This window comes from Streptomyces sp. NBC_01635 (assembly GCF_045209715.1).
Taxonomy (GTDB): domain Bacteria; phylum Actinomycetota; class Actinomycetes; order Streptomycetales; family Streptomycetaceae; genus Streptomyces; species Streptomyces hirsutus.
Window position 1 is genome coordinate 7,002,179 of sequence record NZ_CP109277.1, and the last position, 26,619, is coordinate 7,028,797.

The 26,619-nt window shown below is 70.3% G+C and carries 21 protein-coding genes and 3 pseudogenes; 15 read left to right on the forward strand and 9 right to left on the reverse strand.

Annotated elements, in window-relative coordinates; translation table 11 throughout:
* Positions 1 to 33: 33 nt before the first annotated feature.
* From OHB56_RS32475 to OHB56_RS32490, 4 genes are all read left to right on the forward strand, one after another.
* Positions 34 to 825 carry an ATP-binding cassette domain-containing protein gene (locus OHB56_RS32475; RefSeq protein WP_326755442.1) on the forward strand — a complete coding sequence of 264 codons (792 nt, stop codon included), beginning with the start codon at positions 34 to 36 and terminating at the stop codon, positions 823 to 825.
* 53 nt (positions 826 to 878) lie between these two features.
* Positions 879 to 2,150 carry a sugar ABC transporter permease gene (locus OHB56_RS32480; protein ID WP_406359254.1) on the forward strand — a complete coding sequence of 424 codons (1,272 nt, stop codon included), beginning with the start codon at positions 879 to 881 and terminating at the stop codon, positions 2,148 to 2,150.
* Positions 2,151 to 2,434: 284 nt separating this feature from the next.
* Positions 2,435 to 4,357: a 1-deoxy-D-xylulose-5-phosphate synthase gene (gene dxs, locus OHB56_RS32485; protein ID WP_326755443.1), complete on the forward strand. Its 1,923-nt coding sequence runs from the start codon at positions 2,435 to 2,437 to the stop codon at positions 4,355 to 4,357.
* 330 nt (positions 4,358 to 4,687) lie between these two features.
* Entirely contained in the window at positions 4,688 to 6,211 is a 1,524-nt protein-coding gene (locus OHB56_RS32490; protein ID WP_326755444.1) for an amino acid permease, read from the forward strand.
* A 137-nt stretch (positions 6,212 to 6,348) separates the two neighbouring features.
* On the opposite strand, the gene OHB56_RS32495 is transcribed toward OHB56_RS32490, so the two are convergent.
* From OHB56_RS32495 to OHB56_RS32505, 3 genes are all read right to left on the reverse strand, one after another.
* Complete coding sequence (locus tag OHB56_RS32495; RefSeq protein WP_388436217.1) at positions 6,349 to 6,720, reverse strand: NTP pyrophosphohydrolase; 372 nt, start codon at positions 6,718 to 6,720, stop codon at positions 6,349 to 6,351.
* An 82-nt stretch (positions 6,721 to 6,802) separates the two neighbouring features.
* Complete coding sequence (locus OHB56_RS32500; protein WP_326755446.1) at positions 6,803 to 8,932, reverse strand: 3-hydroxyacyl-CoA dehydrogenase NAD-binding domain-containing protein; 2,130 nt, start codon at positions 8,930 to 8,932, stop codon at positions 6,803 to 6,805.
* Positions 8,929 to 10,170, reverse strand: coding sequence for an acetyl-CoA C-acyltransferase (locus tag OHB56_RS32505; RefSeq protein WP_326755447.1), 1,242 nt, complete (start codon positions 10,168 to 10,170; stop codon positions 8,929 to 8,931). Before OHB56_RS32505 ends, OHB56_RS32500 begins: the two co-directional genes overlap by 4 nt.
* 497 nt (positions 10,171 to 10,667) lie before the next feature.
* Here OHB56_RS32505 and OHB56_RS32510 point away from each other — a divergent pair, with 497 nt between their 5' ends.
* The 3 genes from OHB56_RS32510 to OHB56_RS32520 are packed head-to-tail and all read left to right on the forward strand — an operon-like array spanning position 10,668 to position 13,761.
* Positions 10,668 to 11,984, forward strand: a complete 1,317-nt coding sequence (locus tag OHB56_RS32510; protein WP_406357157.1) for an ABC transporter substrate-binding protein — start codon at positions 10,668 to 10,670, stop codon at positions 11,982 to 11,984.
* Positions 11,984 to 12,934 carry a carbohydrate ABC transporter permease gene (locus OHB56_RS32515; RefSeq protein ID WP_406357159.1) on the forward strand — a complete coding sequence of 317 codons (951 nt, stop codon included), beginning with the start codon at positions 11,984 to 11,986 and terminating at the stop codon, positions 12,932 to 12,934. Before OHB56_RS32510 ends, OHB56_RS32515 begins: the two co-directional genes overlap by 1 nt.
* The gene (locus tag OHB56_RS32520) at positions 12,931 to 13,761 is read left to right on the forward strand and encodes a carbohydrate ABC transporter permease (RefSeq protein WP_360040279.1); all 831 of its coding nucleotides are present in this window, start codon (positions 12,931 to 12,933) and stop codon (positions 13,759 to 13,761) included. Before OHB56_RS32515 ends, OHB56_RS32520 begins: the two co-directional genes overlap by 4 nt.
* Before the next feature lie 52 nt (positions 13,762 to 13,813).
* On the opposite strand, the gene OHB56_RS32525 is transcribed toward OHB56_RS32520, so the two are convergent.
* From OHB56_RS32525 to OHB56_RS32535, 3 genes and pseudogenes are all read right to left on the reverse strand, one after another.
* Complete coding sequence (locus OHB56_RS32525) at positions 13,814 to 15,112, reverse strand: ribonuclease D (RefSeq protein WP_406357161.1); 1,299 nt, start codon at positions 15,110 to 15,112, stop codon at positions 13,814 to 13,816.
* 199 nt (positions 15,113 to 15,311) lie between these two features.
* A pseudogene (locus OHB56_RS32530) lies at positions 15,312 to 15,967 on the reverse strand (LuxR C-terminal-related transcriptional regulator).
* 522 nt (positions 15,968 to 16,489) lie between these two features.
* A complete protein-coding gene (locus OHB56_RS32535; protein ID WP_326755452.1) occupies positions 16,490 to 17,167 on the reverse strand; it encodes a DUF3000 domain-containing protein in 678 nt (225 codons plus the stop codon).
* Positions 17,168 to 17,346: 179 nt separating this feature from the next.
* Here OHB56_RS32535 and hemE point away from each other — a divergent pair, with 179 nt between their 5' ends.
* The gene (gene hemE / locus OHB56_RS32540; RefSeq protein WP_326755453.1) at positions 17,347 to 18,414 is read left to right on the forward strand and encodes a uroporphyrinogen decarboxylase; all 1,068 of its coding nucleotides are present in this window, start codon (positions 17,347 to 17,349) and stop codon (positions 18,412 to 18,414) included.
* A 13-nt stretch (positions 18,415 to 18,427) separates the two neighbouring features.
* Here hemE and OHB56_RS32545 read toward each other — a convergent pair.
* Positions 18,428 to 18,724: pseudogene (locus tag OHB56_RS32545) on the reverse strand (rhomboid family intramembrane serine protease); the annotation flags it as partial.
* 282 nt (positions 18,725 to 19,006) lie between these two features.
* Positions 19,007 to 19,213 carry a hypothetical protein gene (locus OHB56_RS32550; RefSeq protein ID WP_406357163.1) on the reverse strand — a complete coding sequence of 69 codons (207 nt, stop codon included), beginning with the start codon at positions 19,211 to 19,213 and terminating at the stop codon, positions 19,007 to 19,009.
* A 246-nt stretch (positions 19,214 to 19,459) separates the two neighbouring features.
* On the opposite strand from OHB56_RS32550, the gene OHB56_RS32555 reads away from it, so the two are divergent.
* From OHB56_RS32555 to OHB56_RS32575, 5 genes are all read left to right on the forward strand, one after another.
* Positions 19,460 to 20,527: a TerC family protein gene (locus tag OHB56_RS32555; RefSeq protein WP_406357165.1), complete on the forward strand. Its 1,068-nt coding sequence runs from the start codon at positions 19,460 to 19,462 to the stop codon at positions 20,525 to 20,527.
* Positions 20,527 to 20,862 carry a hypothetical protein gene (locus OHB56_RS32560; RefSeq protein WP_406357167.1) on the forward strand — a complete coding sequence of 112 codons (336 nt, stop codon included), beginning with the start codon at positions 20,527 to 20,529 and terminating at the stop codon, positions 20,860 to 20,862. The genes OHB56_RS32555 and OHB56_RS32560 overlap by 1 nt, the downstream gene beginning before the upstream one ends.
* A gap of 44 nt (positions 20,863 to 20,906) precedes the next feature.
* Positions 20,907 to 21,110, forward strand: a complete 204-nt coding sequence (locus OHB56_RS32565; protein WP_406357169.1) for a hypothetical protein — start codon at positions 20,907 to 20,909, stop codon at positions 21,108 to 21,110.
* Between the two features lie 194 nt (positions 21,111 to 21,304).
* The gene (locus tag OHB56_RS32570; RefSeq protein WP_406357171.1) at positions 21,305 to 22,792 is read left to right on the forward strand and encodes a glycosyltransferase; all 1,488 of its coding nucleotides are present in this window, start codon (positions 21,305 to 21,307) and stop codon (positions 22,790 to 22,792) included.
* A gap of 6 nt (positions 22,793 to 22,798) precedes the next feature.
* Complete coding sequence (locus OHB56_RS32575) at positions 22,799 to 24,343, forward strand: DUF6056 family protein (protein WP_406357173.1); 1,545 nt, start codon at positions 22,799 to 22,801, stop codon at positions 24,341 to 24,343.
* Positions 24,344 to 24,525: 182 nt separating this feature from the next.
* On the opposite strand, the pseudogene OHB56_RS32580 reads toward OHB56_RS32575, so the two are convergent.
* Positions 24,526 to 24,972 (reverse strand): annotated as a pseudogene (locus tag OHB56_RS32580) (rhomboid family intramembrane serine protease); the annotation flags it as partial.
* A gap of 186 nt (positions 24,973 to 25,158) precedes the next feature.
* On the opposite strand from OHB56_RS32580, the gene OHB56_RS32585 reads away from it, so the two are divergent.
* Positions 25,159 to 25,551 (forward strand): hypothetical protein, encoded by a 393-nt coding sequence (locus OHB56_RS32585; protein WP_406357175.1) that lies wholly within the window; start codon positions 25,159 to 25,161, stop codon positions 25,549 to 25,551.
* Between the two features lie 116 nt (positions 25,552 to 25,667).
* Positions 25,668 to 26,477: a transposase family protein gene (locus OHB56_RS32590; protein ID WP_326757295.1), complete on the forward strand. Its 810-nt coding sequence runs from the start codon at positions 25,668 to 25,670 to the stop codon at positions 26,475 to 26,477.
* Positions 26,478 to 26,619: the final 142 nt, after the last annotated feature.

Sequence of the window (26,619 nt, forward strand, 5' to 3'; positions counted from 1 at the left end):
CACAACCTCCCGCCGGGTCAGGCGGCGAAGGAGATGGTTCACGTGTCCGCTACGCCCGTGCTGGCGTTGCGCGGGGTCTCCAAGCGATTCGGTGCCGTCCAGGCGCTCACCGACGTAGAGCTTGAGGTCCGTGCCGGTGAAGTGGTCGCCCTGGTGGGCGACAACGGCGCCGGAAAGTCCACGCTGGTCAAGACGATCGCCGGCGTGCACCCCATCGATGAGGGCGTCATCGAGTGGGACGGCAAGGCCGTCCAGATCAGCCGCCCGCACGACGCCCAGAACCTGGGCATCGCGACGGTCTACCAGGACCTCGCGCTGTGCGACAACATCGACGTCGTCGGCAACCTCTACCTGGGCCGGGAGCTCCGCAGGCGCGGTGTCCTGGACGAGGTGGAGATGGAGCGGCGCTCCCGTGAGCTGCTCGACACGCTGTCGATCCGCATCCCCAGCGTCCGCATCCCGATCGCCTCGCTCTCCGGCGGTCAGCGCCAGGTCGTGGCGATCGCCCGGTCCATGCTCGGCGAGCCCAAGCTGGTGATCCTCGACGAGCCCACCGCCGCCCTCGGCGTCGAGCAGACCGCTCAGGTCCTCGACCTGGTCGAGCGGCTGCGCGAGCGCGGCCACGCCGTCATCCTCATCAGCCACAACATGGCCGACGTCAAGGCCGTGGCGGACAAGGTCGCCGTCCTGCGCCTCGGGCGCAACAACGGCACATTCGAGGTCAAGTCGACCTCGCAGGAAGAGATCATCTCCGCCATCACCGGAGCCACGGAGAACGCCGTGACCCGTCGTGCGGCGCGTGCCAACGGGGAGAGCAAGAAGTGAGCAGCGAAGAGACCTCGGGGACCGACGACGGCTCCAAGAGCAAGAGCACCGTGATGGACAAGAAGACCGGGACGGTCAAGAACACCGAGGCGGCCGCCGCGGCGGTCACCGTCGTCGACCCCCGGCTGCTGGTCCGCGAACAGGGCCTCGCCGGCTACATCGGCGAGTTCAAGCGGAAGCTGAAGGCCGGTGACCTCGGCTCCCTCCCCGTCGTGGTGGGCCTGCTGATCATCTGGGGCATCTTCACCAGCCTGAACCCCAACTTCCTCACCGCGGGCAACTTCTCCGACATGTCGGTCGCCATGGTCGGCACGGGCATGATCGCGGTCGGTATCGTCTTCGTCCTGCTGCTCGGCGAGATCGACCTGTCGGTCGGTTCGGTCAGCGGTGTCGCGGGCGCCGCCTTCGCGGTGATGAGCGTCACGCACGGCATGAACGAGGTGCTGGCCCTGGTGCTGGCCATCCTCACCGGCACGGTGGCCGGAGCCATCCACGGCTTCATATTCGCCCGCATCGGCGTCCCGGCCTTCGCCGTGACCCTGGCCGGCCTGCTGTTCTGGCAGGGCTTCATGCTGCAGATCCTGGGCAGCAACGGCACCATCAACCTCGACTCCGAGGGCCTGGTCGCCAAGCTGACCAGCCACTACTTCTCCGACGTGGCCGCCGCCTACGGCCTGGCGATCGTCGCGACCGTGGGCTACTTCCTCCTCGCGTTCTCTGACAACCGCCGCCGCGAGGCCGCCGGTGTGCCGTCCCGGCCGCTCAACGAGATCATCGTGCGGACCGTGCTGCTGGCCGTGCTGGCGTTCGCCGTGGCGATCGTCTTCAACCAGTACAAGGGCCTGCCGCTGGCCGTGGTGATCTTCCTCGCGTTCCTGGTGTTCACGGACTTCGTGCTGCGCCGCACCGCCTACGGCCGCAAGGTCTTCGCGCTCGGCGGCAGCGTGGAGGCGTCCCGCCGTGCCGGTATCAACGTGGACATGGTCCGGATCTCGGTCTTCGCGATCGCCGGCACCTTCGCCGCGATCGGCGGACTCTTCGTCGCCTCGAAGATCGCCTCCGCCAACCAGGGCGCGGGCACCGGTGAGTTCCTGATGAACGTCATCGCCGCGGCCGTGATCGGCGGTACGTCCCTCTTCGGCGGCCGCGGCCGCACCTGGGACGCGCTGCTCGGTGTGATGGTCATCGTCTCGATCCAGTACGGCCTCGCCCTCGAGGGCATCGCCTCGCCGGTCCAGTACATGATCACCGGTGGCGTCCTGCTGGCGACCGTCGTCATCGACGCCGTCACCCGCAAGACACAGAAGACCGCGGGCCGCGCCTAGGGTCTTTCGTCTGGATCGGGCCGGACCCCGCGAGCCCGGCCTGATCCGAACGAGAGGCCCCAGCACCTCCCGCAGCGGCACCGTCCGCGAAGCACGCCTGTGCCCGGTACCCGCGCGGTACCGGGCACAGGCGTGCCGCGGAACGTGCCGTAGCGCGGGCCGATCACGGGTAAGGCCGAGGGCGTGACCTACGAAGCACCGCCCGGGCGCAGGGCGCCCGACCGGAACATTAGACTCGACGAGCCCGGCAACAGCTCGATCAGCTCTACTGCAAGGAGGCACGGGTGCCGCTGCTGACCCGTATCAGGGGACCGCGCGATCTGGACCGGCTCACCCTGGAGGAGCTGGACCGGCTGGCCGAGGAGATCCGGACCTTCCTCGTCGAGGCGGTCTCCAAGACCGGTGGCCACCTCGGCCCCAACCTGGGCGTGGTGGAACTCACCCTCGCCCTGCACCGCGTCTTCGAATCCCCCAGGGACAAAGTGCTCTGGGACACCGGACACCAGTCCTACGTGCACAAACTGCTGACCGGCCGGCAGGACTTCTCCAAGCTGAAGATGAAGGGCGGCCTCTCCGGCTACCCCTCGCAGGCCGAGTCCGAGCACGACGTCATCGAGAACAGCCACGCCTCCACCGTCCTCGGCTGGGCCGACGGCCTCGCCAAGGCCAACCAGCTGAGGAAGACCGGGGACCACGTCGTCGCCGTCATCGGCGACGGCGCCCTCACCGGCGGCATGGCCTGGGAGGCGCTGAACAACATCGCCGACGCCAAGGACCGCCCGCTCGTCATCGTCGTCAACGACAACGAGCGCTCCTACTCGCCCACCATCGGCGGCCTCGCCAACCATCTGGCCACCCTGCGTACCACCGACGGCTACGAGCGCTTCCTGACCCGCACCAAGGACCTCCTGGAGCGCACCCCGGTCGTCGGCCGGCCGCTCTACGGCACCCTGCACGGCGCCAAGAAGGGCCTGAAGGACTTCATCGCCCCGCAGGGCATGTTCGAGGACCTGGGCCTGAAGTACGTGGGCCCCATCGACGGCCACGACATCGAGGCCCTGGAGTCCGCCCTCACCCGCGCCAAGGGCTTCGGCGGCCCCGTGATCGTGCACTGCCTCACCGAGAAGGGCCGCGGCTACCAGCCCGCCCTGGCGGACGAGGCGGACCGCTTCCACGCCGTCGGCAAGATCCACCCCGACACGGGCCTGCCGATCGCCTCCTCCGGCGCCGACTGGACGTCCGTCTTCGGCGAGGAGATGGTCAAGCTCGGCGAGGAGCGCGAGGACGTCGTCGCCATCACCGCGGCCATGCTCCAGCCCGTCGGCCTCGACAGGTTCGCCAAGCGGTTCCCCGACCGGGTCTACGACGTCGGCATCGCCGAGCAGCACGGCGCCGTCTCCGCGGCGGGCCTGGCCCACGGCGGGGTCCACCCCGTCTTCGCCGTGTACGCCACCTTCCTCAACCGCGCCTTCGACCAGGTGCTGATGGACGTGGCCCTGCACAAGTGCGGCGTCACCTTCGTCCTGGACCGGGCCGGCATCACCGGCACCGACGGCGCCTCCCACAACGGCATGTGGGACATGTCGATCCTCCAGGTCGTCCCCGGCCTGCGGCTGGCCGCCCCGCGCGACGCCGACCAGGTCCGCGCCCAGCTCCGCGAGGCCGTCGAGGTCACCGACGCGCCGACCGTGGTCCGCTTCTCCAAGGGCGCCGTCGGGCCCGCCGTACCGGCCGTGGGCCGCGTGGGCGGCATGGACGTCCTGCGCGAGCCCGGCACCGACACCCCGGACGTGCTGCTGGTCTCCGTGGGCGCCCTCGCGCCGATGTGCCTGGAGATCGCCGGCCTGCTCGACCGGCAGGGCATCTCCACCACCGTCGTCGACCCGCGCTGGGTCAAGCCCGTCGACGAGGCCATGGCCCCGCTCGCCGAGAAGCACCGCGTCGTCGTCACCGTCGAGGACAACTCCCGCGTCGGCGGGGTCGGTTCGACGATCGCGCAGGCCCTGCGCGACGCGGGCGTCGACCTGCCGCTGCGCGACTTCGGCATCCCGCCGCGCTTCCTCGACCACGCCTCGCGCGCCGAGGTGATGGCGGAGATCGGCCTCACCGCTCCCGACATCGCCCGCCAGGTCACCGGCCTGGTCTCGAAGCTGGACGGCGGATACGCGCGCTCCGCCGCCGAATCGGTGGAACCGGCCCGCGACTGAACCGACACCTCCCGCCGATACGCCCGAACGGGTCGCCTGTGCCACTGTGAAGAGTGGTGCGGGCGACCCGTTCGCGTGAAGGGGCCCGTGCCGGGGCACACGGTTTAGGGTCTGCCTGACACGTACCGCCTGCTCAGCGGCGTCCGGCACGCATGCTCGTCGCGTTGCCGAAACGTCCACGTGGCTCCGCCACGAGGACGCTCCGGCGCCTTGCGATCGCACGCACCGGACGCCGCTGAGCCCGCCCTCCGGGCGGACGACGGGTATGTGTCAGGCAGACCCAGGCCCCCTCTCGATCATGTCGGGGACGACACAGCGTGGGAGGTACCCGTGAGCAGCACCCTCTTCCGGACGAAGAAGGTCGAGCAGTCCATCCGTGACACCGAGGAACCGGAGCACGCGCTCAAGAAGTCCTTGTCCGCGCTGGATCTGACCGTCTTCGGCGTCGGTGTCATCATCGGCACCGGCATCTTCGTCCTCACCGGGACGGTCGCCAAGAACAACGCCGGACCGTCGGTGGCCCTGGCCTTCGTGGTGGCCGGCGTCGTCTGCGCGCTCGCCGCGCTCTGCTACGCAGAGTTCGCCTCCACCGTCCCGGTGGCGGGCTCCGCCTACACCTTCGCGTACGCGTCCCTGGGCGAATTGCCCGCGTGGATCATCGGCTGGGACCTGGTGCTGGAGTTCGCGCTCGGCACCGCGGTGGTGGCCGTCGGCTGGTCCGGGTACATCCACTCGCTGCTGGACAACGCGGGCTGGCAGCTGCCCGCCTCGCTCGGTGTCCGGGACGGCGCCGAGGTCTTCGGCTTCGACATCCTCGCCGCCGCCCTGGTGCTGGTCCTCACCGCCATTCTCGTCCTCGGCATGAAGCTGTCCGCCCGGGTCACCACGGTCGTCGTCGCCATCAAGCTGGCCGTCGTCCTGGTCGTCATCGTCGCCGGCGCCTTCTTCATCACCACCGACAACTACACCCCGTTCATTCCCGAGGCGAAGCCCGTCGCGGCCGGTGACGGCCTCCACTCACCCCTCATCCAGCTGATGTTCGGCTGGGCGCCGGCCGACTTCGGCGTGATGGGCATCTTCACCGCGGCCTCGGTGGTCTTCTTCGCCTTCATCGGCTTCGACATCGTCGCCACCGCCGCCGAGGAGACCAGGAACCCGCAGCGGGACATGCCCCGCGGCATCCTCGGCTCCCTGTTCATCTGCACCGTGCTGTACGTCGCCGTGTCGATCGTCGTCACCGGCATGCAGCACTACAGCGAGCTGTCCGTGGACGCCCCGCTCGCGGACGCCTTCAAGGCCACCGGGCATCCCTGGTACGCGGGCTTCATCAGCTTCGGCGCCGCCGTCGGCCTGACGGTCGTCTGCATGATCCTGCTGCTCGGCCAGACCCGGGTGTTCTTCGCGATGAGCCGGGACGGGCTGCTGCCCCGCTTCTTCTCCCGCGTCCACCCCCGCTTCAGGACCCCGCACCGGCCGACCATCCTGCTCGGCGTCGTCATCGCGGTCCTGGCGGGCTTCACCCCGCTGACGGAACTCGCCGAACTGGTGAACATCGGCACGCTGTTCGCCTTCGTCATCGTCGCGCTCAGCGTGATCATCCTGCGCCGGACCCGCCCCGACCTGCCGCGGGCCTTCCGCACCCCGTGGGTACCGTTCCTGCCGATCCTGTCGGTCGCCGCCTCGCTGTGGCTGATGCTGAACCTGCCCGCCGAGACCTGGCTGCGGTTCGCCCTCTGGATGGTGATCGGCATCGTCGTCTACTTCCTCTACAGCCGCAGCCACAGCCGCCTGGGCCGAGGCGAGGGAGCCGGCCCCGTCGAGCCCGCCGAACCGTCGGGCCCGGCCTCCCGGTAGCGCCGCCGGCTCCCGCCCCGGCCCTGTGCGACCCCTCGGCCCCGTGCGGGCCCCCAGCGCTCCGTGCGGACCCCGTGCACGTGCGCCCACGGGGCCGTAGAGGGCCCGCCAGCGGGACGGCGGGCTGGATCACTGGATCAGGGGTGGACGGTCCGGGGGCCGGCCACCGTCGCGCCGAGGGCGGTCACCCGGCGCCGCAGTTCGCGGTCGGCGGTGACGACCAGGACCGGCCGCTCACCCGCGCCGGCCACCAGGCCGACCATGTGGTCGTCGCCGCTGCCCGGCGCCGACTCCACCCGCACTCCCGGCACCGACTCCACGCCCCGCGCGGCGCCCTCCACCACCAGGACGATCTCCGCCGGGCCCGTACGGCCCGGGAGCCCACGCTCCGCCAACCGGTCCCGCAGCCGCTCCGCGGCGCCCCGGCGGTCCCGCCACCACCCGTCGGGCACCGATCCGACGACATTCGCGGCGTCGACGATCACGAGCAGGGCGGCGCTGTTCTCCATGCGGCCAGGTTCCCACGGCACGAAAAGGGGGCGGGCCGCACGGATCGTTCCCGTGCGGCCCGCCCCTGTCAGGGCCTGCCGGTCAGGCGGGGACGCTTGCCACGCCCGGGGCCAGGAACCGCTTGCCGTTGACGCGCTCGGAGACGCCCTCGCGGTCCAGGTACGGCGTGATGCCGCCCAGGTGGAAGGGCCAGCCGGCGCCGGTGATCAGGCACAGGTCGATGTCCTGGGCCTCGGCGACGACGCCCTCGTCGAGCATCAGCCCGATCTCCTGCGCCACCGCGTCGAGCACCCGGGCCCGCACCTGCTCCTCGGTGAGGACGGTGTCGCCCTGCTCGAGCAGGGCGGCGACCTCGGGGTCCAGCTCCGGCCTGCCGCTGTCGTAGACGTAGAAGCCGCGCTTGCCGGCCCCGACGACCGCCTTGAGGTTCGGCGAGACGGTGAAGCGGTCCGGGAAGGACCGGTTGAGCGTCTCGGAGACGTGCAGACCGATCGCCGGGCCGACCAGCTCGAGGAGAACCAGCGGGGACATCGGCAGACCGAGCGGCTCGACGGCCTTCTCCGCGGTCTCGACCGGGGTGCCCTCGTCGATGACGTTCTGGATCTCGCCCATGAAGCGGGTCAGGATGCGGTTCACGACGAACGCCGGGGCGTCCTTGACGAGCACCGCGGTCTTCTTCAGCTTCCGGGCCACGCCGAACGCCGTCGCCAGCGAGGCGTCGTCGGTCTGCTCGCCGCGGACGATCTCGAGCAGCGGCAGGATCGCGACCGGGTTGAAGAAGTGGAAGCCGACGACCCGCTCGGGGTTCTTCAGCTTCGACGCCATCTCCGAGACCGACAGCGAGGAGGTGTTGGTGGCGAGGATCGCGTGCGCCGGGGCGACCGCCTCGACCTCGGCGAACACCTGCTGCTTGACGCCCATCTCCTCGAAGACCGCTTCGATGACGAAGTCGGCGTCCGCGAAGCCCTCGGCCTTGTCCAGCACACCGGTGACCAGCGCCTTGAGGCGGTTGGCCTTGTCCTGGTTGATCCGGCCCTTGCCGAGCAGCTTGTCGATCTCGGCGTGGACGTAGCCCACACCCTTGTCGATGCGCTCCTGGTCGATGTCGGTCAGGACGACCGGCACCTCGAGGCGGCGCAGGAACAGCAGCGCGAGCTGCGAGGCCATCAGACCGGCGCCGACGACGCCGACCTTGGTGACCGGGCGGGCCAGGTTCTTGTCCGGGGCACCGGCCGGGCGCTTGGCGCGCTTCTGCACCAGGTTGAACGCGTAGAGACCGGAGCGCAGTTCACCGCCCATGATCAGGTCGGCGAGCGCCTTGTCCTCGGCGTCGTAACCCTGCTGGAGGTCGCCGTTCTTGGCGGCGGCGATGATGTCCAGGGCGCGGTAGGCGGCCGGGGCGGCGCCGTGCACCTTGGAGTCGGCGATGAACCGGCCCTTGGCGACGGCCTGGTCCCAGGCCTCGCCGCGGTCGATCACCGGACGGTCGACGACGATCTCGCCCTTGAGGACGGCCGCCGTCCAGATCAGCGACTGCTCCAGGAAGTCCGCGCCCTCGAAGATCGCGTCCGCGATGCCGAGTGCGTAGACCTGCTCGCCCTTGAGCTGCTTGTTCTGGTTGAGGCTGTTCTCGATGATCACCGAGACGGCCTTCTCGGCGCCGATCAGGTTCGGCAGCAGCGCGCAGCCGCCCCAGCCGGGGACCAGGCCGAGGAAGACCTCGGGCAGGGAGAAGGCGGGGATGGCCGAGGACACCGTGCGGTAGGCGCAGTGCAGGCCGACCTCGACGCCGCCGCCCATGGCCGCGCCGTTGTAGTACGCGAAGGTGGGGACGGCGAGCTTCGAGAGCCGCTTGAAGACGTCGTGGCCGCCCTTGCCGATGGCGTGGGCGTCGTCCCACTCCTTCAGCTGCTCGACGCCCTTGAGGTCGGCGCCGACGGCGAAGATGAAGGGCTTGCCGGTGATGCCGACGCCGACGATCGTGCCGTCCGCGGCCTCCTTCTCGACCTGGTCGATGGCGGCGTCCAGGTTCGCCAGCGACTGCGGGCCGAAGGTGGTCGGCTTGGTGTGGTCAAGACCGTTGTCCAGGGTGATGAGCGCGAAGCGCCCGGCGCCCAAGGGCAGTTCGAAGTGGCGTACGTGGGCCGTCGTGACGACCTCGTCCGGGAAGAGCGCGGCCGCGCCCTTCAACAGTTCTGCGGTGGTGCTCACTTGTCCCCCTCGAAGTGCGGGTTTTCCCAGATGACCGTCGCGCCCATGCCGAAGCCGACGCACATGGTGGTCAGGCCGTAGCGGACGTGCGGCTGCTCCTCGAACTGGCGGGCCAGCTGCGTCATCAGACGGACGCCGGAGGAGGCCAGCGGGTGGCCGAAGGCGATGGCGCCGCCGTACTGGTTGACGCGCGCGTCGTCGTCGGCGATGCCGTAGTGCTCCAGGAAGGCCAGCACCTGGACGGCGAAGGCCTCGTTGATCTCGAACAGACCGATGTCGGAGATGGACAGGCCCGCCTGGGCCAGTGCCTTCTCCGTCGCCGGGATCGGGCCGTAGCCCATGACCTCCGGCTCCACACCCGCGAAGGAGTAGGAGACCAGGCGCATCTTGACCGGCAGCCCGTTCTCGCGGGCGAAGTCCTCGGAGGCGATGAGCGAGGCGGTGGCGCCGTCGTTCAGGCCGGCCGCGTTACCGGCGGTGACCCGGCCGTGGACGCGGAACGGCGTCTTGAGGCCGGCCAGGTTCTCCAGGGTGGTGCCCGGGCGCATCGGCTCGTCGGCGGTGACCAGGCCCCAGCCCGTCTCACCGGCCTCCCCCGCGGCGGAGCCGCTGTCGGGCACAGCGGTGCGGCGCACCGAGACCGGCACCAGGTCGGCCTGGATCTTGCCGTCGGCGTACGCCTTGGCGGCCTTCTCCTGCGAGCGGACCGCGTACTCGTCGGCGCGCTGCTTGGTGATCGTCGGGTAGCGGTCGTGCAGGTTCTCCGCCGTCATCCCCATGAACAGGGCGGACTCGTCGACCAGCTTCTCGCTCACGAAGCGCGGGTTGGGGTCGACGCCCTCGCCCATCGGGTGGCGGCCCATGTGCTCGACACCGCCCGCGACGGCCACCTCGTACGCGCCGAAGGCGACGGAGCCGGCCACCGCGGTCACGGCGGTCAGGGCGCCCGCGCACATGCGGTCGATGGAGTAGCCCGGGACCGAGGTGGGCAGGCCGGCGAGGATGCCGGCGGTGCGGCCGATGGTCAGGCCCTGGTCGCCGATCTGCGTGGTCGCGGCGATGGCGACCTCGTCGATCTTCTTCGGGTCGAGTCCGGGGTTGCGGCGCAGCAGCTCCCGGATCGCCTTCACCACGAGATCGTCGGCCCGGGTCTCGTGGTAGATGCCCTTCGGGCCCGCCTTGCCGAACGGGGTGCGGACGCCGTCGACGAAGACGACGTCCCTGACGGTACGAGGCACGATGGCTCTCCTCCAGGGTGCGGGATGGCACTGCTGCGTTGCGCTGAGCGCGCGCTCAGAGCCTATGCTACTTGTGGGTAATGTAGCTGCCCAGTCCTACGCCTCCGAGCGGTGAAGGTCACACCTCCGGGGGAGTCGTCGTACGGCGCGGCGCGGACCGGGGCCGGTACGGGACGTGAATCCGGGCCCCGGCGCGCATGTTCCCGAACGGTGTCCGCGCCGCCCCCGCCTGCCGCGAGGCGTGTCCGGACCGGCCCGGTGGTGAGGGGCCGGTGGACGGTGGGCGGCACGGCCCGGCCTCGCGGCGGGCGCACCCCCGGCCCCTTCTCCGGCCCGATCGGCCGCCATGCTTCTAGACCGGTTGACCCGATAACTCGTAGGCGCCCTCGTATCCTTGGCGCAATTATGGCTTTACCGGTTTAGTAGCGGCTGTCAGAGTGCCGAACCAGCCAACTGACTCATGTCGGGTCCCGTGTCCTCGAACGGAGCTGGTCCTCATGAACCGCCGCACTGTGCTCACCGGATCGATCGCCGTCCTCGCCCTCCTGGCCTCCGCCTGCACCGGCAGCGGGGGCAGTTCCCGGGGCGCGGACGCCGAGGCGCCCGACGACCCGTCCGAGGCCAAGGGATCCATCACCGTCCTCACCCACCGGACCGATCTGGTGCAGGACGGCACGATGGAGGCCTACGCCGCCGAGTTCCACAAGACCCACCCCGGCGTGAAGGTCGAGTTCGACGCCCTCACCGACTACGAGGGCGAGGTCAAGATCCGGATGAACACCGAGAACTACGGCGACGTCCTCATGATCCCCGCCGTCATCGAGAAGAAGGACTACCCGAAGTTCTTCGCCTCGCTGGGCAGCCGGGCCGAACTGAGCGAGAAGTACCGCTTCACCGACTACTCCACCGTCGACGGCAAGGTCTACGGCCAGAGCCCGATCGGCGTGGTCCCCGGATTCCTCTACAACAAGAAGGTATGGGAGCGGGCCGGCGTCACCGACTGGCCCACCACCCCCGCCCGGTTCCTCGACGACCTGAAGGCCGTCAAGTCCCGGACCGACGCCGTCCCGTACTACACCAACTTCAAGGACATGTGGCCGCTGACCCAGTGGACCAACGTCAACGGCTCGGTCAGCTGCGACACCGGCGCCACCACGAAGCTCGCCGAGGGGGACCCGTGGGCCGACGGCGCCGACCTGCGCGTCGCCGACACCCTGCTCCACGACATCGTGCGCGGCGGCCTCGCCGAGAAGGACCCGACCACCACCAACTGGGAGGCGTCCAAACCGAAGCTGGCCAAGGGCGAGATCGCCACCATGTGGCTCGGCTCCTGGGCCGTCGTCCAGATGCGGGAAGCCGCGAAGCAGGCCGGCACCGACCCCGACGACATCGGCTTCATGCCCTTCCCCGCCCAACAGGACGGCGCCTTCTGCGCGGTGACCTCTCCCGACTACCAGCAGGCCGTCAACGTCCACTCCGACCACAAGGCCGCCGCCCGCGCCTGGATCGACTGGTTCACCGACGAGTCCGGCTACGCGCAGGCCAACCTCGCCCTGTCCCCGCTGAAGGACGACCCCCTGCCCGAGATCCTCCGGCCCTACCAGGACGCGGGCGTCGAACTGATCGACCTCGACGACACCAAGGGCGCCGAGGTCAAGTCCATCGACAACAACTCCGAGGTCGGCATCTACAAGCCCGACTACCGCCAGGACCTCGTCGACCTGGCCCGCGGAGCGCGCAAGGGCGGCCTGGACGACTTCCTCGGCGACCTCGGCGCACGCTGGGCCGAGGCGCGTACCTCCCTGGGGTCCTGATGGCGGACACCGCCGCCCCGGCGGCGCGGCCGGCACCCCCGGACGCGTCCGCCGGGCCGGCCGCGGCCCCTGCCCCGCGCGGCGCCCGGCTGTGGCGGCGCGTCACCCCCTGGCTGTTCCTGATCGCGCCGCTCGCCCTGCTGCTCACCTTCACCTACGCGCCGCTCGCCAACATGGTCGCCTACAGCTTCACCGACTGGGACGGGGTGAGCCCCGAACTGAGCTGGACGGGCACCGAGAACTACACCGAACTCTTCACCCGGCCCGAACTGTTCGAGGTGTTCTTCGTCAGCGGCTACTACCTCGTCGCCTCCGTGCTGCAGATCGCCGCCGCCCTCTACTTCGCCACGGTCCTCAGCTTCGACGTCCGCTTCCGGAACTTCTTCAAGGGCGTGCTGTTCTTCCCGTACCTGATCAACGGGGTGGCGATCGGCTTCGTCTTCCTCTACTTCTTCCAGGACGGCGGCACTCTCGACTCGGTGCTCGGGCTGTTCGGCGTCGACACCGGCCACGCCTGGCTGGGCACCCCGTTCTCCGCGAACACCTCGCTGGCCGGCGTGTCCGTCTGGCGCCATCTGGGCCTGAACTTCGTGCTGTTCCTCGGCGCGATCCAGTCCATCCCCGGCGAGCTGTACGAGGCGGCCGAAATCGACGGCGCGACCCGCCGGCAGCAGTTCCGGTACATCATCGCGCCCGGCATCAGACCCATCCTGGGCCTGAGCGTGATCCTCTCCGTCTCCGGTTCCCTGTCGGTCTTCGAGATCCCGTACATCATGACCGGCGGCGCCACCGGCACCGAGACCTTCGTCATCCAGACGGTGAAGCTCGCGTTCCAGTTCAACAAGACGGGGCTCGCCTCGGCCGCCGCCGTCGTCCTGCTCCTGATCGTCCTGGCGGTCACCTGGGTGCAGCGCCGGATCGTCCCCGACGACAAGGTGGACCTGGTATGACCCGCCGTACCGTGGCCCGGTCGCTCATGTACCTGACCCTCGTCCTCGCCGCACTGGTCGTCCTGCTGCCGCTGACGGTGGTTCTCCTGACCTCGCTGAAGACCTCGGAGGAGATGGCGGGCGGCAGCGGAGCGCTCGCCCTGCCCGACAACCCACTGAACCTCGGCAACTACGTCACCGCCTTCCAGGACGGCCGGATGCTCTCCGCCTTCGGCAACACGGCGGTCATCCTGGTCGTCGCCGTCGGCGGCACCGTCCTCATCGGTTCGATGACGGCGTACGCGATCGACCGCTTCGCCTTCCGCTTCCGGAAACCGGTCGTCGCCCTGTTCCTGCTCGCCGCGCTCGTCCCCGGCGTGACCACCCAGGTGGCGACCTTCCAGATCGTCGACAGCTTCGGCATGTTCGACAGCCTGTGGGCGCCGATCGCCCTCTACATGGGCACGGACATCGTGTCGATCTACATCTTCCTGCAGTTCATCCGCTCCATCCCCGTCTCCCTGGACGAGGCGGCACGGCTGGACGGCGCCAACGCGTTCACGGTCTACCGGAAGGTGATCCTCCCGCTCCTCAGACCGGCGATCGCGACGGTGGTCATCGTGAAGGGGATCAACGTCTACAACGACTTCTACATCCCCTTCCTCTACATGCCCTCCGAGGATCTTGGCGTGATCTCGACGTCCCTGTTCCGCTTCAAGGGCCCCTTCGGAGCCCACTGGGAGACCATCTCGGCAGGCGCGATCCTGGTCATCCTCCCCACCCTGATCGTCTTCCTGACCCTCCAGCGCTTCATCTACAACGGCTTCATGAGGGGGGCGACGAAGTAGACCAGGGGAACGGCACCGTCGCGGACGGCCGGACCGGCAGGTCCCACCGCGCTCAGACGACTTCGGAACCGCCGGAGGCCAGCGCGGCGACGAGGACCGGTGTCACCTGCTCCACCTGCCACGGCCGCGCCCCGTATCCCGCCAGCGTGGCGGCGACGGACTCCGGACCGGCGGGCTGCGGAGGTTCCCAGCACACCCTCCGTACCGTGTCCGGGGTGATCAGGTTCTCCTGCGGCATGTTCAGTCGCTCGGCGAGCGCGCTCACTCCCGCGCGGGCCGCGGACAGCCGGGCGGCGGCGACCGGGTCCTTGTCCGCCCAGGCGCGCGGCGGCGGGGGACCGGTCACCGGCTGACCGGGCTGCGGCAACTGCGCCTCGCTCAGTGCCCGCGCCCGGTCCACGGCCGCCTGCCACTGCTCCAGCTGACGCCGCCCCGCCCGCGGCCCGAACCCGTTCAGCGCGGCCAGGGCGTGCGCGTCGGCCGGCAGGGCGAGAGCGGCCTCGACGATGGCCGTGTCGGAGAGCACCTTGCCCGGGGAGATGTCCCGGCGCTGCGCGATCCGGTCCCGGGTCTGCCACAGCTCCCGGACGACGGCCATCTGCCGGCGCCGGCGCACCTTGTGCATGCCGGAGGTGCGCCGCCAGGGGTCCTTGCGGGGCTCCGGCGGCGGCGCGGACGCGATCGCGTCGAACTCCTGCCACGCCCACTCCAGCTTGCCCTGCCGGTCCAGTTCCTTCTCCAGGGCGTCCCGCAGGTCGACCAGGAGCTCGACGTCGAGGGCGGCATACCGCAGCCAGGGTTCGGGCAGGGGGCGGGTGGACCAGTCGACGGCGGAGTGGCCCTTCTCCAGGACGAAGCCGAGCACGTTCTCGACCATCGCGCCGAGCCCGACGCGGGGGAAGCCGGCGAGGCGGCCGGCCAGCTCGGTGTCGAAGAGGCGGGTGGGCAGCAGCCCTATCTCGCGCAGACAGGGCAGGTCCTGCGTGGCGGCGTGCAGCACCCACTCGACGCCCGACAGGGCCTCGCCCAGGCCCGACAGGTCGGGGCAGGCGACGGGGTCGATCAGTGCGGACCCGGCGCCCTCGCGGCGCAGTTGGACGAGGTAGGCGCGTTGGCCGTAGCGGTAGCCGGAGGCCCGCTCGGCGTCGACGGCGACGGGGCCGGTGCCCGCGGCGAAGGCGGCGATCACCTCGGCGAGCGCGGCGTCGTCCGTGATCACGGGCGGAATGCCCTCACGCGGTTCGAGCAAGGGGATCGGCGCCTCCGTAGCAGAAGATCCGTCGTCGTCCGGAGGAGCGCCTCCGGTGGTTCGCAGGGCACTGTCTGCTGCGGTGTCGTGGGCGTCGGTCACCTGTCAAGAGTATCCATGCCACGAAGGGGCCCGCCGACGTAACGTTCCGGCGGCGGGCTCCAGAGGGTCGCAAACAAGTCAGGCCGGTGCCTGCCCGGCCGAGGGGAAGCGGCCCGGAGGGGAGGGGGAAGGGAGGAGGGGCGGAAGGGCGGAGGAGGGGAAGGGGGCGGTACGGCCGCGGAGGCCGGTGCCGCAGGGGTCAGTGGATGATGCCGGTGCGCAGGGCGACCGCGACCATCCCGGCGCGGTCGCCCGTACCGAGCTTGCGGGCGATGCGGGCGAGGTGACTCTTGACGGTCAGCGCGGACAGGCCCATCGAGACGCCGATGGCCTTGTTCGACTGCCCTTCCGCCACCAGCCGCAGCACCTCGACCTCACGGCCGGACAGTTCGCGGTAGCCGCCCGGGTGGCTCGGGGCACCCGGGGGGCGGCGGTGCAGACGGGCGCCGCCGAGGGGGCGGCGCCGGGGCGGGAGGGAAGCCCGAGGTTGGTACGGGTGCCGGTGACGACGTAGCCCTTCACTCCGCCGGCGAGGGCGTTGCGCACGGCGCCGATGTCGTCGGCGGCGGACAGGGCGAGGCCGTTGGGCCAGCCTGCGGCCCGGGTCTCCGAAAGGAGGGTGAGGCCGGAACCGTCCGGCAGGTGGACGTCGGCGACGCAGATGTCACGGGGGTTGCCGATGCGGGGACGAGCCTCCGCGACGGACGAGGCCTCGATCACGTCGCGTACACCGAGCGCCCACAGATGGCGGGTGACGGTGGAGCGGACGCGGGGGTCGGCCACGACCACCATGGCGGTCGGCTTGTTCGGGCGGTAGGCGACCAGGCTTGCGGGCTGCTCGAGGAGAACGGACACCAGGCCTCCTGGGGGGCGCGGGACGGGGCCGGCTCGTGGGGGAGCCGGGCTCAACCGTGCTTTCAAGGTCACAGTCGTCTTCGGCAACAAACGGGGTCTCCTTTAGAGAATGATCACGATCCAGTGAGTAACAATCCGTGCAATTCGGACGCGCGGTCGATCATTCGAAGATCGAACGGTTTCGGTCCACGTCGCAACGCTTCCGGAAGTGGCCGTATCGACAAAGAGATCCCCAAAAAGGTCGTCAAAGAGATCTCGGGAAGATCGGCAAGGGGGCGACTGGGGAGATCGACAAAGAGACCGGCTCGTCAGCGCTTTGGCGACCGGCTCGGTGACCGGAGCGGTGACCGGCCTCGTGAACGGCCCGGGAACGACAAAGAGACCGGTCCGAAGACCGGTCTGGAGGATCGCCGGGAGCCCCACGAGGGGCTCGGTACGGCAGGGGCCGCAGGGTCCGTGCCCGCGGCGGGCTCAGCGGCGCGGCGGGCTCAGCGGCGCGGCGGGCTCAGCGGCGCGGCGGACTCAGCGTGACTGCGGTCCCCTGCGCTGAGGCAGCGTCACCACCGACGCGTCCCCCGGAGCGGCCGGCGGCAGCCCGGCGACCTGCGCCAGCAGATCGCACCACGACATCAGATGCGTGGCCGCGTCCGGCACCCCGCCCGCGCCCTCCCCCGGCGTCCACGAGGCACGGATCTCGATCTGCGAGGCGGCAGGGCGCTCGGACAGCCCGCCGAAGTAGTGCGAACTCGCCCGCGTGACCGTGCCGCTCGGCTCGCCGTACGTCAGACCGCGTGCCTCGAGCGCACCGGTCAGCCAGGACCAGCACACCTCCGGAAGCAGTGGATCCGCCGCCATCTCCGGCTCCAGCTCCGCGCGCACCAGCGTCACCAGCCGGAAGGTGCCCCGCCAGGCATCGTGCCCGGCCGGGTCGTGCAGCAGCACCAGCCGGCCGTCGGCCAGGTCCTGGTCGCCGTCAACGACCGCCGCCTCCAGCGCGTACGCGTACGGGGCGAGCCGTTTGGGCGCGGGGGTGGTCTCCGCTTCGATCTGCGGCCGGAGCCGCGCGCCCCGCAACGCCTCGACGGCGGTCCGGAAGGGCAACGGGGGGGCCGTGCCCCCGCCCCCGAGATCCGCATCGGTGTCCTTCGCTTCGTCCATTCCGCCCGTGCCGTCCGACAGTCGTCCCTGAGCCGCAGCCATGCGGGGAAGGTTAAGCGGAAGCGGGCCCCGGCGTGGGGAGGGACACCCGTGCCGGGCAACGGTGGCCGGATCGTGTCGCACCGGCGTGGCGCGGGTCGCGGTGCCCGGCGTGGCGCGGGTCGCGGTGCCCGGGTGACCTGCGGTGCGGGACCGTCGGCCGACCATGCGAGACTGGCCGGGTGAGTGCCAATGTCAGCCCCCGGGGCAAGCAGCCGACCCAGACGTACGACAGTGCCTTCCTCAAGGCGTGCCGGCGTGAGCCGGTGCCGCACACTCCGGTGTGGTTCATGCGGCAGGCGGGCCGCTCATTGCCGGAGTACCGCAAGGTGCGCGAGGGCATCGCGATGCTCGACTCCTGCATGCGCCCCGACCTCGTCGCCGAGATCACGCTCCAGCCGGTGCGCCGGCACAACGTCGACGCGGCGATCTACTTCAGCGACATCGTCGTCCCCCTCAAGGCCATCGGGATCGACCTCGACATCAAGCCCGGTATCGGCCCCGTCGTCGAGGAGCCCTTCCGTACCCGCGCCGACCTGGCCCGGTTGCGCGACCTCACCCCGGAGGACGTCTCCTACGTCACCGAGGCGTACGGTCTGCTGACCGCGGAACTCGGCTCCACCCCGCTGATCGGCTTCGCGGGCGCCCCGTTCACCCTCGCCAGCTACCTCGTCGAGGGCGGCCCGTCCCGCACGTACGAGAACGCCAAGGCGATGATGTACGGCGACCCGGAGCTCTGGGCCGACCTCCTCGACCGTCTCGCGGACATCACCGCCGCCTTCCTCACCGTGCAGATCGAGGCCGGCGCCTCCGCGGTCCAGCTGTTCGACTCCTGGGCCGGCGCGCTCGCCCCGGCCGACTACCGGCGCTCGGTGCTGCCCGCCTCGGCCAAGGTCCTCGACACGGTGTCCGGCTACGGCGTCCCCCGCATCCACTTCGGCGTCGGCACCGGCGAACTCCTCGGCCTGATGGGCGAGGCCGGCGCGGACGTCGTCGGCGTCGACTGGCGCGTCCCGCTGGACGAGGCCGCCCGCCGGGTCGGCCCCGGCAAGGCGCTCCAGGGCAACCTCGACCCGACCGTGCTGTTCGCCGGCACGGAGGCGGTGGAGGCGAAGACCCGCGAGGTGCTGGCCGCGGCCGAGGGTCTCGAGGGCCACATCTTCAACCTGGGCCACGGTGTCATGCCGAACACCGACGCCGACGCGCTGACCCGCCTCGTCGACCACGTCCACACCGCCACCGCCCGCTGACCGCGCGGGGCGCTCACCACGGGTGCCGGAGCCGTGCCCGCCTGCCGAACAGCAGGCCGCGCGGCTCCGGCGGTGGGGGAGTACCGGGGCGCAGCGGCCAGGCGATCAGCATGCCGGCCACGAAGCCCACGACATGCGCCGCGTACGCCACCGTCCCGGCCTCGGTGACGCCCGCGCCGGACGAGTGCACCGCCTGCAGCACGAACCACAGGCCGAGCACGATCCGGGCCCGCAGCCGCAGCGGCGGGAAGATCAGGAACGGCACCGGCACCCGGACGCGCGCCCTCGGATGCAGCACCGGATAAGCGCCCCCCCCCGACGGACCGTCCCCTCACCGGCATCGCCCACAGTCTGGGCATCCCTCTGGAGACCCTGCGCATGCGGGTCCGCGTTGACAGGGCACGGGCCCAGCCCGCGGGCGGCGGGACGACGCCGGCATGGCCCCTGAGGAGAAGGAAGAACTCAAGCGCCTGCGGCGGGAGACTGCCCGGCTGAAGGAGGACAGCGAGATCCTCCGGAAAGCCGCCGCCTGTTGTGCGCGGAGACGACACGGTGGGGAGCCGTCATCTACTGACTTTGGATGTGCAGGTCGTCATGGTGGCCGGCGCTGAGGGAGGCCGGTGAGGCAGCCGTCGAGGACGTCGGGGCGGTACGGGAGCCGGCGTAAGCCGCGTCGGACAGCGGTGATCAGTTCTCCGGGGTCGGCGAAGGCCAGGTCGGCCAACGTGGTGCGCCGCAGCGCGGACCGGACGCCTTCGGCCGGGTGGAGACCGGGCGCGTAGGCCGGCAGCTGGACCACAGCGGGTCAGTCGTGGCCGGCGACGGAGCGGTGCATGCCGACGGTGAGGGTCCGCTGCCATCAACCGCTGGACCTCGCGGCACAAAACGGAAGTGTCGGGACCCGGGGGTCACTTCTCGCGTGAGAGCCGCACCCAGGTGCTGGACAACCAGGCCACCGGTCCGGGCAGGGGAGGCAACAACCTCTCGCATGCCCCACACTCGAGGAAGGAGGCTGCCGGTCGATCGCGGGTAAGGGGTCGGACCTGTGCATGACGTACCGCTGTGGCTGTGGATGGTGTTCGCGGTCACCGTGCTGGTGTCCTTGGCGGTCGATCTGTTCGCGCACCGGCAGGCGCACGTCATCGGCTTCCGGGAGGCCGCCGCCTGGAGCGGAGTCTGGGTGAGTCTGGCCGTCGTCTTCGGCGTCGCCGTCTTCCTCGTGGTCGGCACGAGCGCCGGAGTGGAGTACACCACCGCCTGGCTGCTGGAGAAGAGCCTGTCAGTCGACAACCTCTTCGTCTTCGCACTCATCTTCGGCTACTTCAAGGTGCCCAGGGCCTACCAGCACCGCGTGCTGTTCCTCGGCGTCCTGGGCGCCCTTGTCTTCCGGGGCGTCTTCCTCGCCGCCGGTGTGGCGGTGGTCAGCCGCTTCACCGCCGTCCTGTTCGTCTTCGCGGCCATCCTCTTCTACAGCACCTACAAGATCCTCAAAGAGGAGGACGACAGCTTCGACCCGGGCAAGAGCGTCGCGGTCAAGCTGCTGCGCAAGATCATCCCTGTGCGGGACGACTACGCGGGACACCGCTTCTTCGTCAGGGAAGCCGGCAAACGCGTCGCCACCCCGCTGCTCGCCGTCGTCGCCGCCATCGAGGCCGCCGACCTTGTCTTCGCCGTCGACAGCGTGCCCGCCGTCCTGGCCGTCAGCAGCGACGCCTTCGTCGTCTACACCAGCAACGCCTTCGCCATCCTCGGCCTGCGCGCCCTGTACTTCATGCTCGCCGGCCTGCTCGACCGCTTCCAGTACCTCAGCAAGGGTCTGGCGCTCATCCTCGCCTTCATCGGCGTCAAGCTCGTCCTCCAGGCCTCCCACAAGACGATCAGCACCGCCGTCCCCGAGATTCCCTCACCCCTCAGTCTCGCCGTCATCGCCGCCGTGCTGATCGTTTCCATTGTGTTGAGCCTGCTCCGCCCTCCGCCCGGCGACGCCGATGGCCGACCCGCCGCGGACGTCGTCAGGTCCACCGGACCGGCTCCAGCCGGTGACGCTCCTGACGAAGCCGATCCGGTGCCGCCCGAGCCGCAGGACATCACCGAGCCACCCGAGGACAGGTGATGAGAGCCGCAGAGGGTCTCCACCGGCAGCTCCGTACTCCGACATCGTGTCCGGCCGGTTCTTCGTCGTTCGCGGAGTACCGCGCCGGCCTCGAAGCCGCCGGGTTCACCGACGTCGAAATCGCCCTGACCCACCCGGTCGCCGAGGGCGTGCACTCCGCCACCATCCGCGCGGTCGAGCCGGCCGGCGCCGCTGAGACCGGCAGCTCGAGCGCGACCGGTGAGTGCTGCGGCGTCAACGCCTGCTGCACACCACACGAGCAGGCGACCGACCCTTCCACCGAGGTCGCTGAAGCGAAGACGGCAAGCGGCTGCGGCTGCGGCTGCCGGAGTTGAATGCCCGGCCGTCATCACCCTCCGGCAGCGGCTCGGACACGGTGGTGGAGCAGACCGCGGTCCGCGTCGGCAGCGTGCTTCCGGTCGTCCCTGGCCTCCGTCCGGCCGGCGGCACGCTGCCGGCGGCCGCGGGCAAGGTCGTCCAGGGCGAGGACCTCGGGGCATGGATCGCTGTCCAGAGGCCGGGCTGGAACAGGCACCTGCCCACGCAGCAGTGGCTGCCGGAGAGCACCCCGAGCCGGCCCTGACATGCCTGACCGAGGCTCATCGCCCCGGCGCTCTGCCGATTCCGGGCACTGCCCGTGCGCCGTTCGTGCGAAAGAGGGCGGCGGCTCGCGCGGCGGAGCGCGAAGAGGAACACCTCACCGTTGGATGGGCCACTGTGGTGGAACGGAGCAATCCGAGATCACAGGTCCGAGTCCGAGACGTCCGGAGGTGTCGCGTGACCGGCCTTCAGCTGTCGGTCGTCGTGCCCTGCTTCAACGAGGCCGAGGGCCTCAGGTCTTTCCACGCGGCGCTGATCGCCGTCCTGGAAGGGCTCGGAGACACCTTCGAGATCTGTTACGTGGACGACGGCAGTCTCGACCGCACACGGCTGCTGCTCAACGCCCTCGCCGCACAGGACGAGCGGACCCACTACACGGCGTTCAGCCGGAACTTCGGCAAGGAGGCCGCCATGCTTGCCGGTCTCCGCATGGCGCGGGGCGCCGCTGTGGTGATCATGGACGCCGACCTCCAGCACCCACCCGAGCTCATCCCCCGCATGCTCGAACTGCACCGACACGGATACGACCAGGTCATCCCGCGTCGCGACCGCTCGGGCGAGAGCATGGTCCGCAGCACACTCAGCCGCGCCTACTACACAGCCGTGCGCCGTTGTGTGGACGTGGAGCTCCTCGACGGATCGGGTGACTTCCGGCTGCTGTCCCGGCGGGCGGTGGAGAGCGTCCTGTCCCTACCGGAGAACAACCGCTTCTCGAAGGGGATCTTCTCCTGGATCGGCTTCGACACGGTCAGCTTCCACTACCGGAACAGCGAACGCGTCGCCGGCCGGTCGAAATGGGGGAGCAAGCGGCTGCTGAACTACGGCATCGACGGGCTCCTCTCCTTCAACAACCGTCCGCTCCGCTTGGCCATCTACACAGGATTCTGGGTCTTCCTGTCGGCACTGGCCTACGCGGTGTGGACCGTTGCGACCGTCGTGCTGCACGGCGCCGCCACGCCGGGCTACGCCACTCTGCTCACCGCGGTGGTGGCCCTCAGCGGCATCCAGCTGGTCACCCTTGGTGTCATCGGCGAATATGTGGGGCGCATCTATCAGGAGGCGAAGCACCGTCCGCCGTACCTGGTGCGGGAGACCGACGAGAGCTGTCCGGTGCTGTCGGACCGCCCTTTGCCCCCGGTCGCCTCGCAACTGAACGAGCTTGTCTCCCCTCGGAACGAGCTTTTCCCGGTCCGGGTCCGCACCGCGCGCCAGTTCGGCAGTTTCGTCCTGGTGGGATGCGTGAACACGGCCGTCTATCTCGGTGTCTACGCCGTCCTGAACCAAGGGATCCCCTACTTGGTCGCCCATGTCCTCGGATATGGGATCAGCATCGTGTGCTCGTTCCTGCTCAACTCGTACGTCACCTGCCGGACGAAGCCGACGTGGCACGCGCTCGTGCGCTATCCCGTGTCGAGCCTCGTCAATCTCGTGGCATCGGGCGCGCTGCTCTACGGAGCGGTCAGCGGTCTCGGCCTGGACAAGAACCTGGCTGCCCTCGTCGCCGGTGTCCTCGTCACCCCCGTCTCCTTCCTGCTGGCCCGGTGGGCGATCATGTCGGGCCGCAGCGAAGCCTTCGCCCCGGCCGGGGCGGCCGCACAGCCGCCCAAACGGCCGGTGGGCGAACCGGGCGCCGCCCGCCCCCTCCCTTCCCACGAGGACCGGTGAGCACGGATGTCCGACAGCACACCGGAATCCGCGGCCCCGGGCCGGCCGGACGCCACGCGGCAGTACGAGCCGCACGACCCGCGGGACGTGCCGGGACGGCCGGAGCACGGCTCCCGGCCGCGCGCGCGGACCTCGCTCTGGGCGACCGCCCTCTCCCTCCCGCCCCTCGCCCTGCTCGCCGCGGCCGCGTGGTTCGGGCGATCGGTCCGGCCGGGCGCGGACGACTGGTGCTTCCTGCCGGCGGTGCGGGACGAGGGCATCACGGGCCTCATCGGCCGGTTCTACTTCGACGACAACGGACGGGTCGCCAACGCGGCGCTGGTCGGTGCCTACGCGAAGTTCCAGGTCGCGGGCCACCAATGGTTCGCCTTGGTCAGCGGTGTGCTGACACTCACGGTGCTGTGGGCGGTGACGGCCCTCGCGCTGCGGCGGGCCAGGATCGCCGTGCCGCGCGGGCTGCCGCTGCTGGTCGCGGCCATGGCGACCGCCCTCTTCCTGTTCGCCACGCCCAACACGTACAAGACGTTCTACTGGCCCGCGGCATCGGTCTCGCACACGATGCCGCCGGTAGTGGCCTGTGCCGCACTGCTCCCGTTCCTGGCGGGGCACTCGCGCCGGGGCAGGGGCGTGGCCCTCGCCGTCGCCCTGTTCGCCGGTCTGGCCATCGGTACTCTGTCGGAGGAGACCGCGATCGTCGTGGCGGTGCTGCTGGTCACCGTCCTCCTTCTCAGCGGCCGTGCCGCCGCCGGTCCCTCCCGGTCCTTCCTCCGCCTCTGGTGCGCAGCGGCCATCGTCGGGACCGCGGCCGGGGGTCTTGTCCTGATCACCTCACCCGGCTCGAACGCCCGACGGGACCGGTTCGGTGCGGGTACGACATCCATGCTCGCGCCGGAGTCGCTCGCCGCCTCGCTGCGCGGGTTCGCGGGGATCGCCCATACCGTTGTCACCACCTGGCAGTACGTCGGGGCGGTCGCGGTAGGGGTGCTCCTGGGCCTGTTGTGCCGACACCGGGACGGGAGCCGGCCGGGCCCGCCCGCCCACTGGCCGGTGACGGCCTGTGCCGGAGTGGCCGCGCTCCTCGTGGCCGGCTACCTCTGCACGGTCATCACCTACCCGGTCTTCCAGGATCGGGTGAGTGCTCCCAGCGCCAACCGGCTCTGGAACGACTACCTCTTGGTGTACGTGGCCCTCCTCGTCGGCGCCGGGACGATGCTGGGCATGGCGGCCCGGCAGCGCCTACGGCGGACCGGCCCCCTGCAGGCCACGTGTGCCGTGCTCTGCGTCCTGGTCTGCTTCGGCCCGGCGGTCGCCCTGCTCGACCTCGACGCGAACATGCGCGCGCGGGCGGAGAAGTGGGATGCCCAGGACCGGCGACTGCGCGAGGGCGCAAGCTCCGGTGCCCGGGTCCTCCCGTACGAGCGACTCGCGATCAGCCAGATGCGGGAGCCGTTCGGCCGGCAGGGACGCTTCTACTGGCCCGGAGGGTGCGTCGCCGACTACTACCGGATCGACCGCGTCACCGACGCCACCCTGCCCCCGGGCCGAACGTAGGACGGCCGGACGGTGCGCCGGCAACGCCGGCGCACCGCGCTCGGCATGCTCACACCGGTCGAGTTCGGGCTGAGGACAACCCCCTCGATCGCCTGGACTCCGGCAACTCGACTCCAGGCGAGCCGGTGCACATCAAAGTGATTCAGGTCTCCCTCGTGCTGTCCGGCCCTTGGCGTGCGGTCTTACCGGCCCCGCCGGGTCTGCCGTCCGAAGAGGATGCCGCCCGGTTCGGGTGGTGGGGGAGTGCCCGGTTTGAGGGGCCAGGCGATCGGCATGCCCACGACGAAGCCGACCACGTGGGCCGCGTATGCCACCGTTCCGGCGCCGGTGACGCCCGCGCCGGAGGAGTAGACCGCCTGCAGGACGAACCACAGGCCCAGGACGATCCAGGCCGGCAGGCGCAGGGGAAGGAAGATCAGGAAGGGGACGAGGACCCAGACGCGGGCCTTCGGGTAGAGCACCAGGTAGGCGCCGAGGACGCCGACGATGGCTCCCGAGGCGCCGATCAGGGGAGTGGTGGCGTCGGGGTTCGTGAGTGCGAATCCGTATGCGGCCGCGTAGCCGCAGACCAGGTAGAACAACAGGTACCGCAGGTGCCCCATGCGGTCCTCGATGTTGTTGCCGAAGATCTAAAAGGTGGGCATCAGTGCAGGTCAGAGGCATAATTGCTGAGCCCCAGGTCAGCAAGTAGCCAGTAAGCGGCGAGCGGGAGGCCCCGCCTTGCTGACCGCGGGACGTGACAGCAGAGCCGGCCTTCGCTGGTCCGCTCGTCCTCCGGAAGGTGTCGCTCCCTGGCTCGTCGGCTCGCCCGCGGCATGGGCTCCTTCTTCGAGCCCTGGGACTGCGCCAGGCCCAGCCGGTGCCCGCACGCCTGCACCATCCGGTTTCGCGACGCTCGGGGAAAACAGCGAGAGGAGACCGGGTATCGGACTCAGGACGCGGCGGTCGAACGGCTGACGGAGCTGTACGCCGACCGGAAGAAGACGGCTCCCTCGGTGGCGGAGGCGCGACGGGAACTGGGGCAGCAGAGGATAGAGGAGTACGCCCAAACGTGGCTGCCTCGGCAGCGCCAGATGACCGAGTACTCGACCGCGAAAACCCTGGCGAGCCATTTCAAGGTACAGATCAATCCGGTGATCGGACCGCGGAAGCTGAATGCGGTGCCACTGACGTTTTCTCAGCGAAATGATCTACGCGAAGCGGCATGAACCGCTCCATGCGTGAGCAGGCCGGACGGACTGGGCCCGGCCGTGGACAGACGTAAAGCCCCTGGTAGGACAGGTCTCACCACAAGATCATGTCCGTAACCACCAGAGGCTTCACGTTGGTCACCTATGTTGCCACGCTCGATGTCCCGCGCCACGTCGTGGACCACCTCTCGCGTCTGCTCGCCGCCCACCGCCGCCGAATCGGCACTCCGCGAGGCAGCCGGGCGCTCGGCCCGTTCCGCCAGGCCGTGCTGGTGCTGCGTTGGTTCCGCGAACGCGGCTGCGTGCACTGCCTGGCCCGCGACGCGGGCGTCTCTCAGGCCACCGGCTACCGCTACCTGCACGAGGGCATCGACGTCCTCGCCGCCCAGGCCCCGGACCTGCACGCGGTCCTGGACCACTGCCGACGCGCGGGGATGACCCACGTGATCCTCGACGGCACACTGATCGAATCGGACCGCCTCGCCGGCGTCCGCGACAACGGCAACGACTGGTGGTTCAGCCAGAAACACAAGGCGTTCGGCGGCAACGTGCAGTTCCTGGCCGCTCCGGACGGCACCCCGCTGTGGGTCTCCGACGTCGAACCCGGCTCCACCCCCGACGTCACCGCCGCCCGCATCCACGCCCTGCCCGCCCTCTACAAGGCGGCGGCCGACGGGCTGCCGACCCTGGCCGACAAGGGCTACATCGGCGCCGGCATCGGCATCCTCATTCCCGTCCGCCGCCCCAACAACCAGTCCGAGCAGGCACTTTGCGCGGACACCCGTGCCTTCAACACCCTCGTGCGGAGCGTTCGGGCCCTGGGCGAGCGCACCGCTGCCGAGCTCAAGCAGCGCTGGCGCACGCTGCAGCACGTCACCCTCAGCCCCAGCCGGATCGGCGACATCGCCCGCGCCGCCCTCGTCCTCAACGGAATCTGGAAGTGACCATCGTTGAGAAAACCTCACTGAACCGCTCCGGGACAGGTCCCAAGCCTCCACTGACCTCGGAGCGGTTCATGAAGCCTGTGCTACGACATGCCTCAACTGCGGTTCTACTGGGAGAAGAACGAGAGGCTGAAGTTCCGCC

Excerpts from the sequence above, each read along its gene's own strand:
- OHB56_RS32475 (WP_326755442.1), top strand. The coding sequence starts at position 34 with ATGGTTCACGTGTCCGCTACGCCCGTGCTGGCGTTGCGCGGGGTCTCC.
- OHB56_RS32480 (WP_406359254.1), top strand. The coding sequence starts at position 879 with ATGGACAAGAAGACCGGGACGGTCAAGAACACCGAGGCGGCCGCCGCG.
- OHB56_RS32495 (WP_388436217.1), bottom strand. The coding sequence starts at position 6,720 with ATGGAGAACAGCGCCGCCCTGCTCGTGATCGTCGACGCCGCGAATGTC.
- OHB56_RS32510 (WP_406357157.1), top strand. The coding sequence starts at position 10,668 with ATGAACCGCCGCACTGTGCTCACCGGATCGATCGCCGTCCTCGCCCTC.
- OHB56_RS32515 (WP_406357159.1), top strand. The coding sequence starts at position 11,984 with ATGGCGGACACCGCCGCCCCGGCGGCGCGGCCGGCACCCCCGGACGCG.
- OHB56_RS32520 (WP_360040279.1), top strand. The coding sequence starts at position 12,931 with ATGACCCGCCGTACCGTGGCCCGGTCGCTCATGTACCTGACCCTCGTC.
- OHB56_RS32535 (WP_326755452.1), bottom strand. The coding sequence starts at position 17,167 with ATGGCTGCGGCTCAGGGACGACTGTCGGACGGCACGGGCGGAATGGAC.
- OHB56_RS32560 (WP_406357167.1), top strand. The coding sequence starts at position 20,527 with ATGAGAGCCGCAGAGGGTCTCCACCGGCAGCTCCGTACTCCGACATCG.
- OHB56_RS32575 (WP_406357173.1), top strand. The coding sequence starts at position 22,799 with ATGTCCGACAGCACACCGGAATCCGCGGCCCCGGGCCGGCCGGACGCC.
- OHB56_RS32585 (WP_406357175.1), top strand. The coding sequence starts at position 25,159 with ATGGGCTCCTTCTTCGAGCCCTGGGACTGCGCCAGGCCCAGCCGGTGC.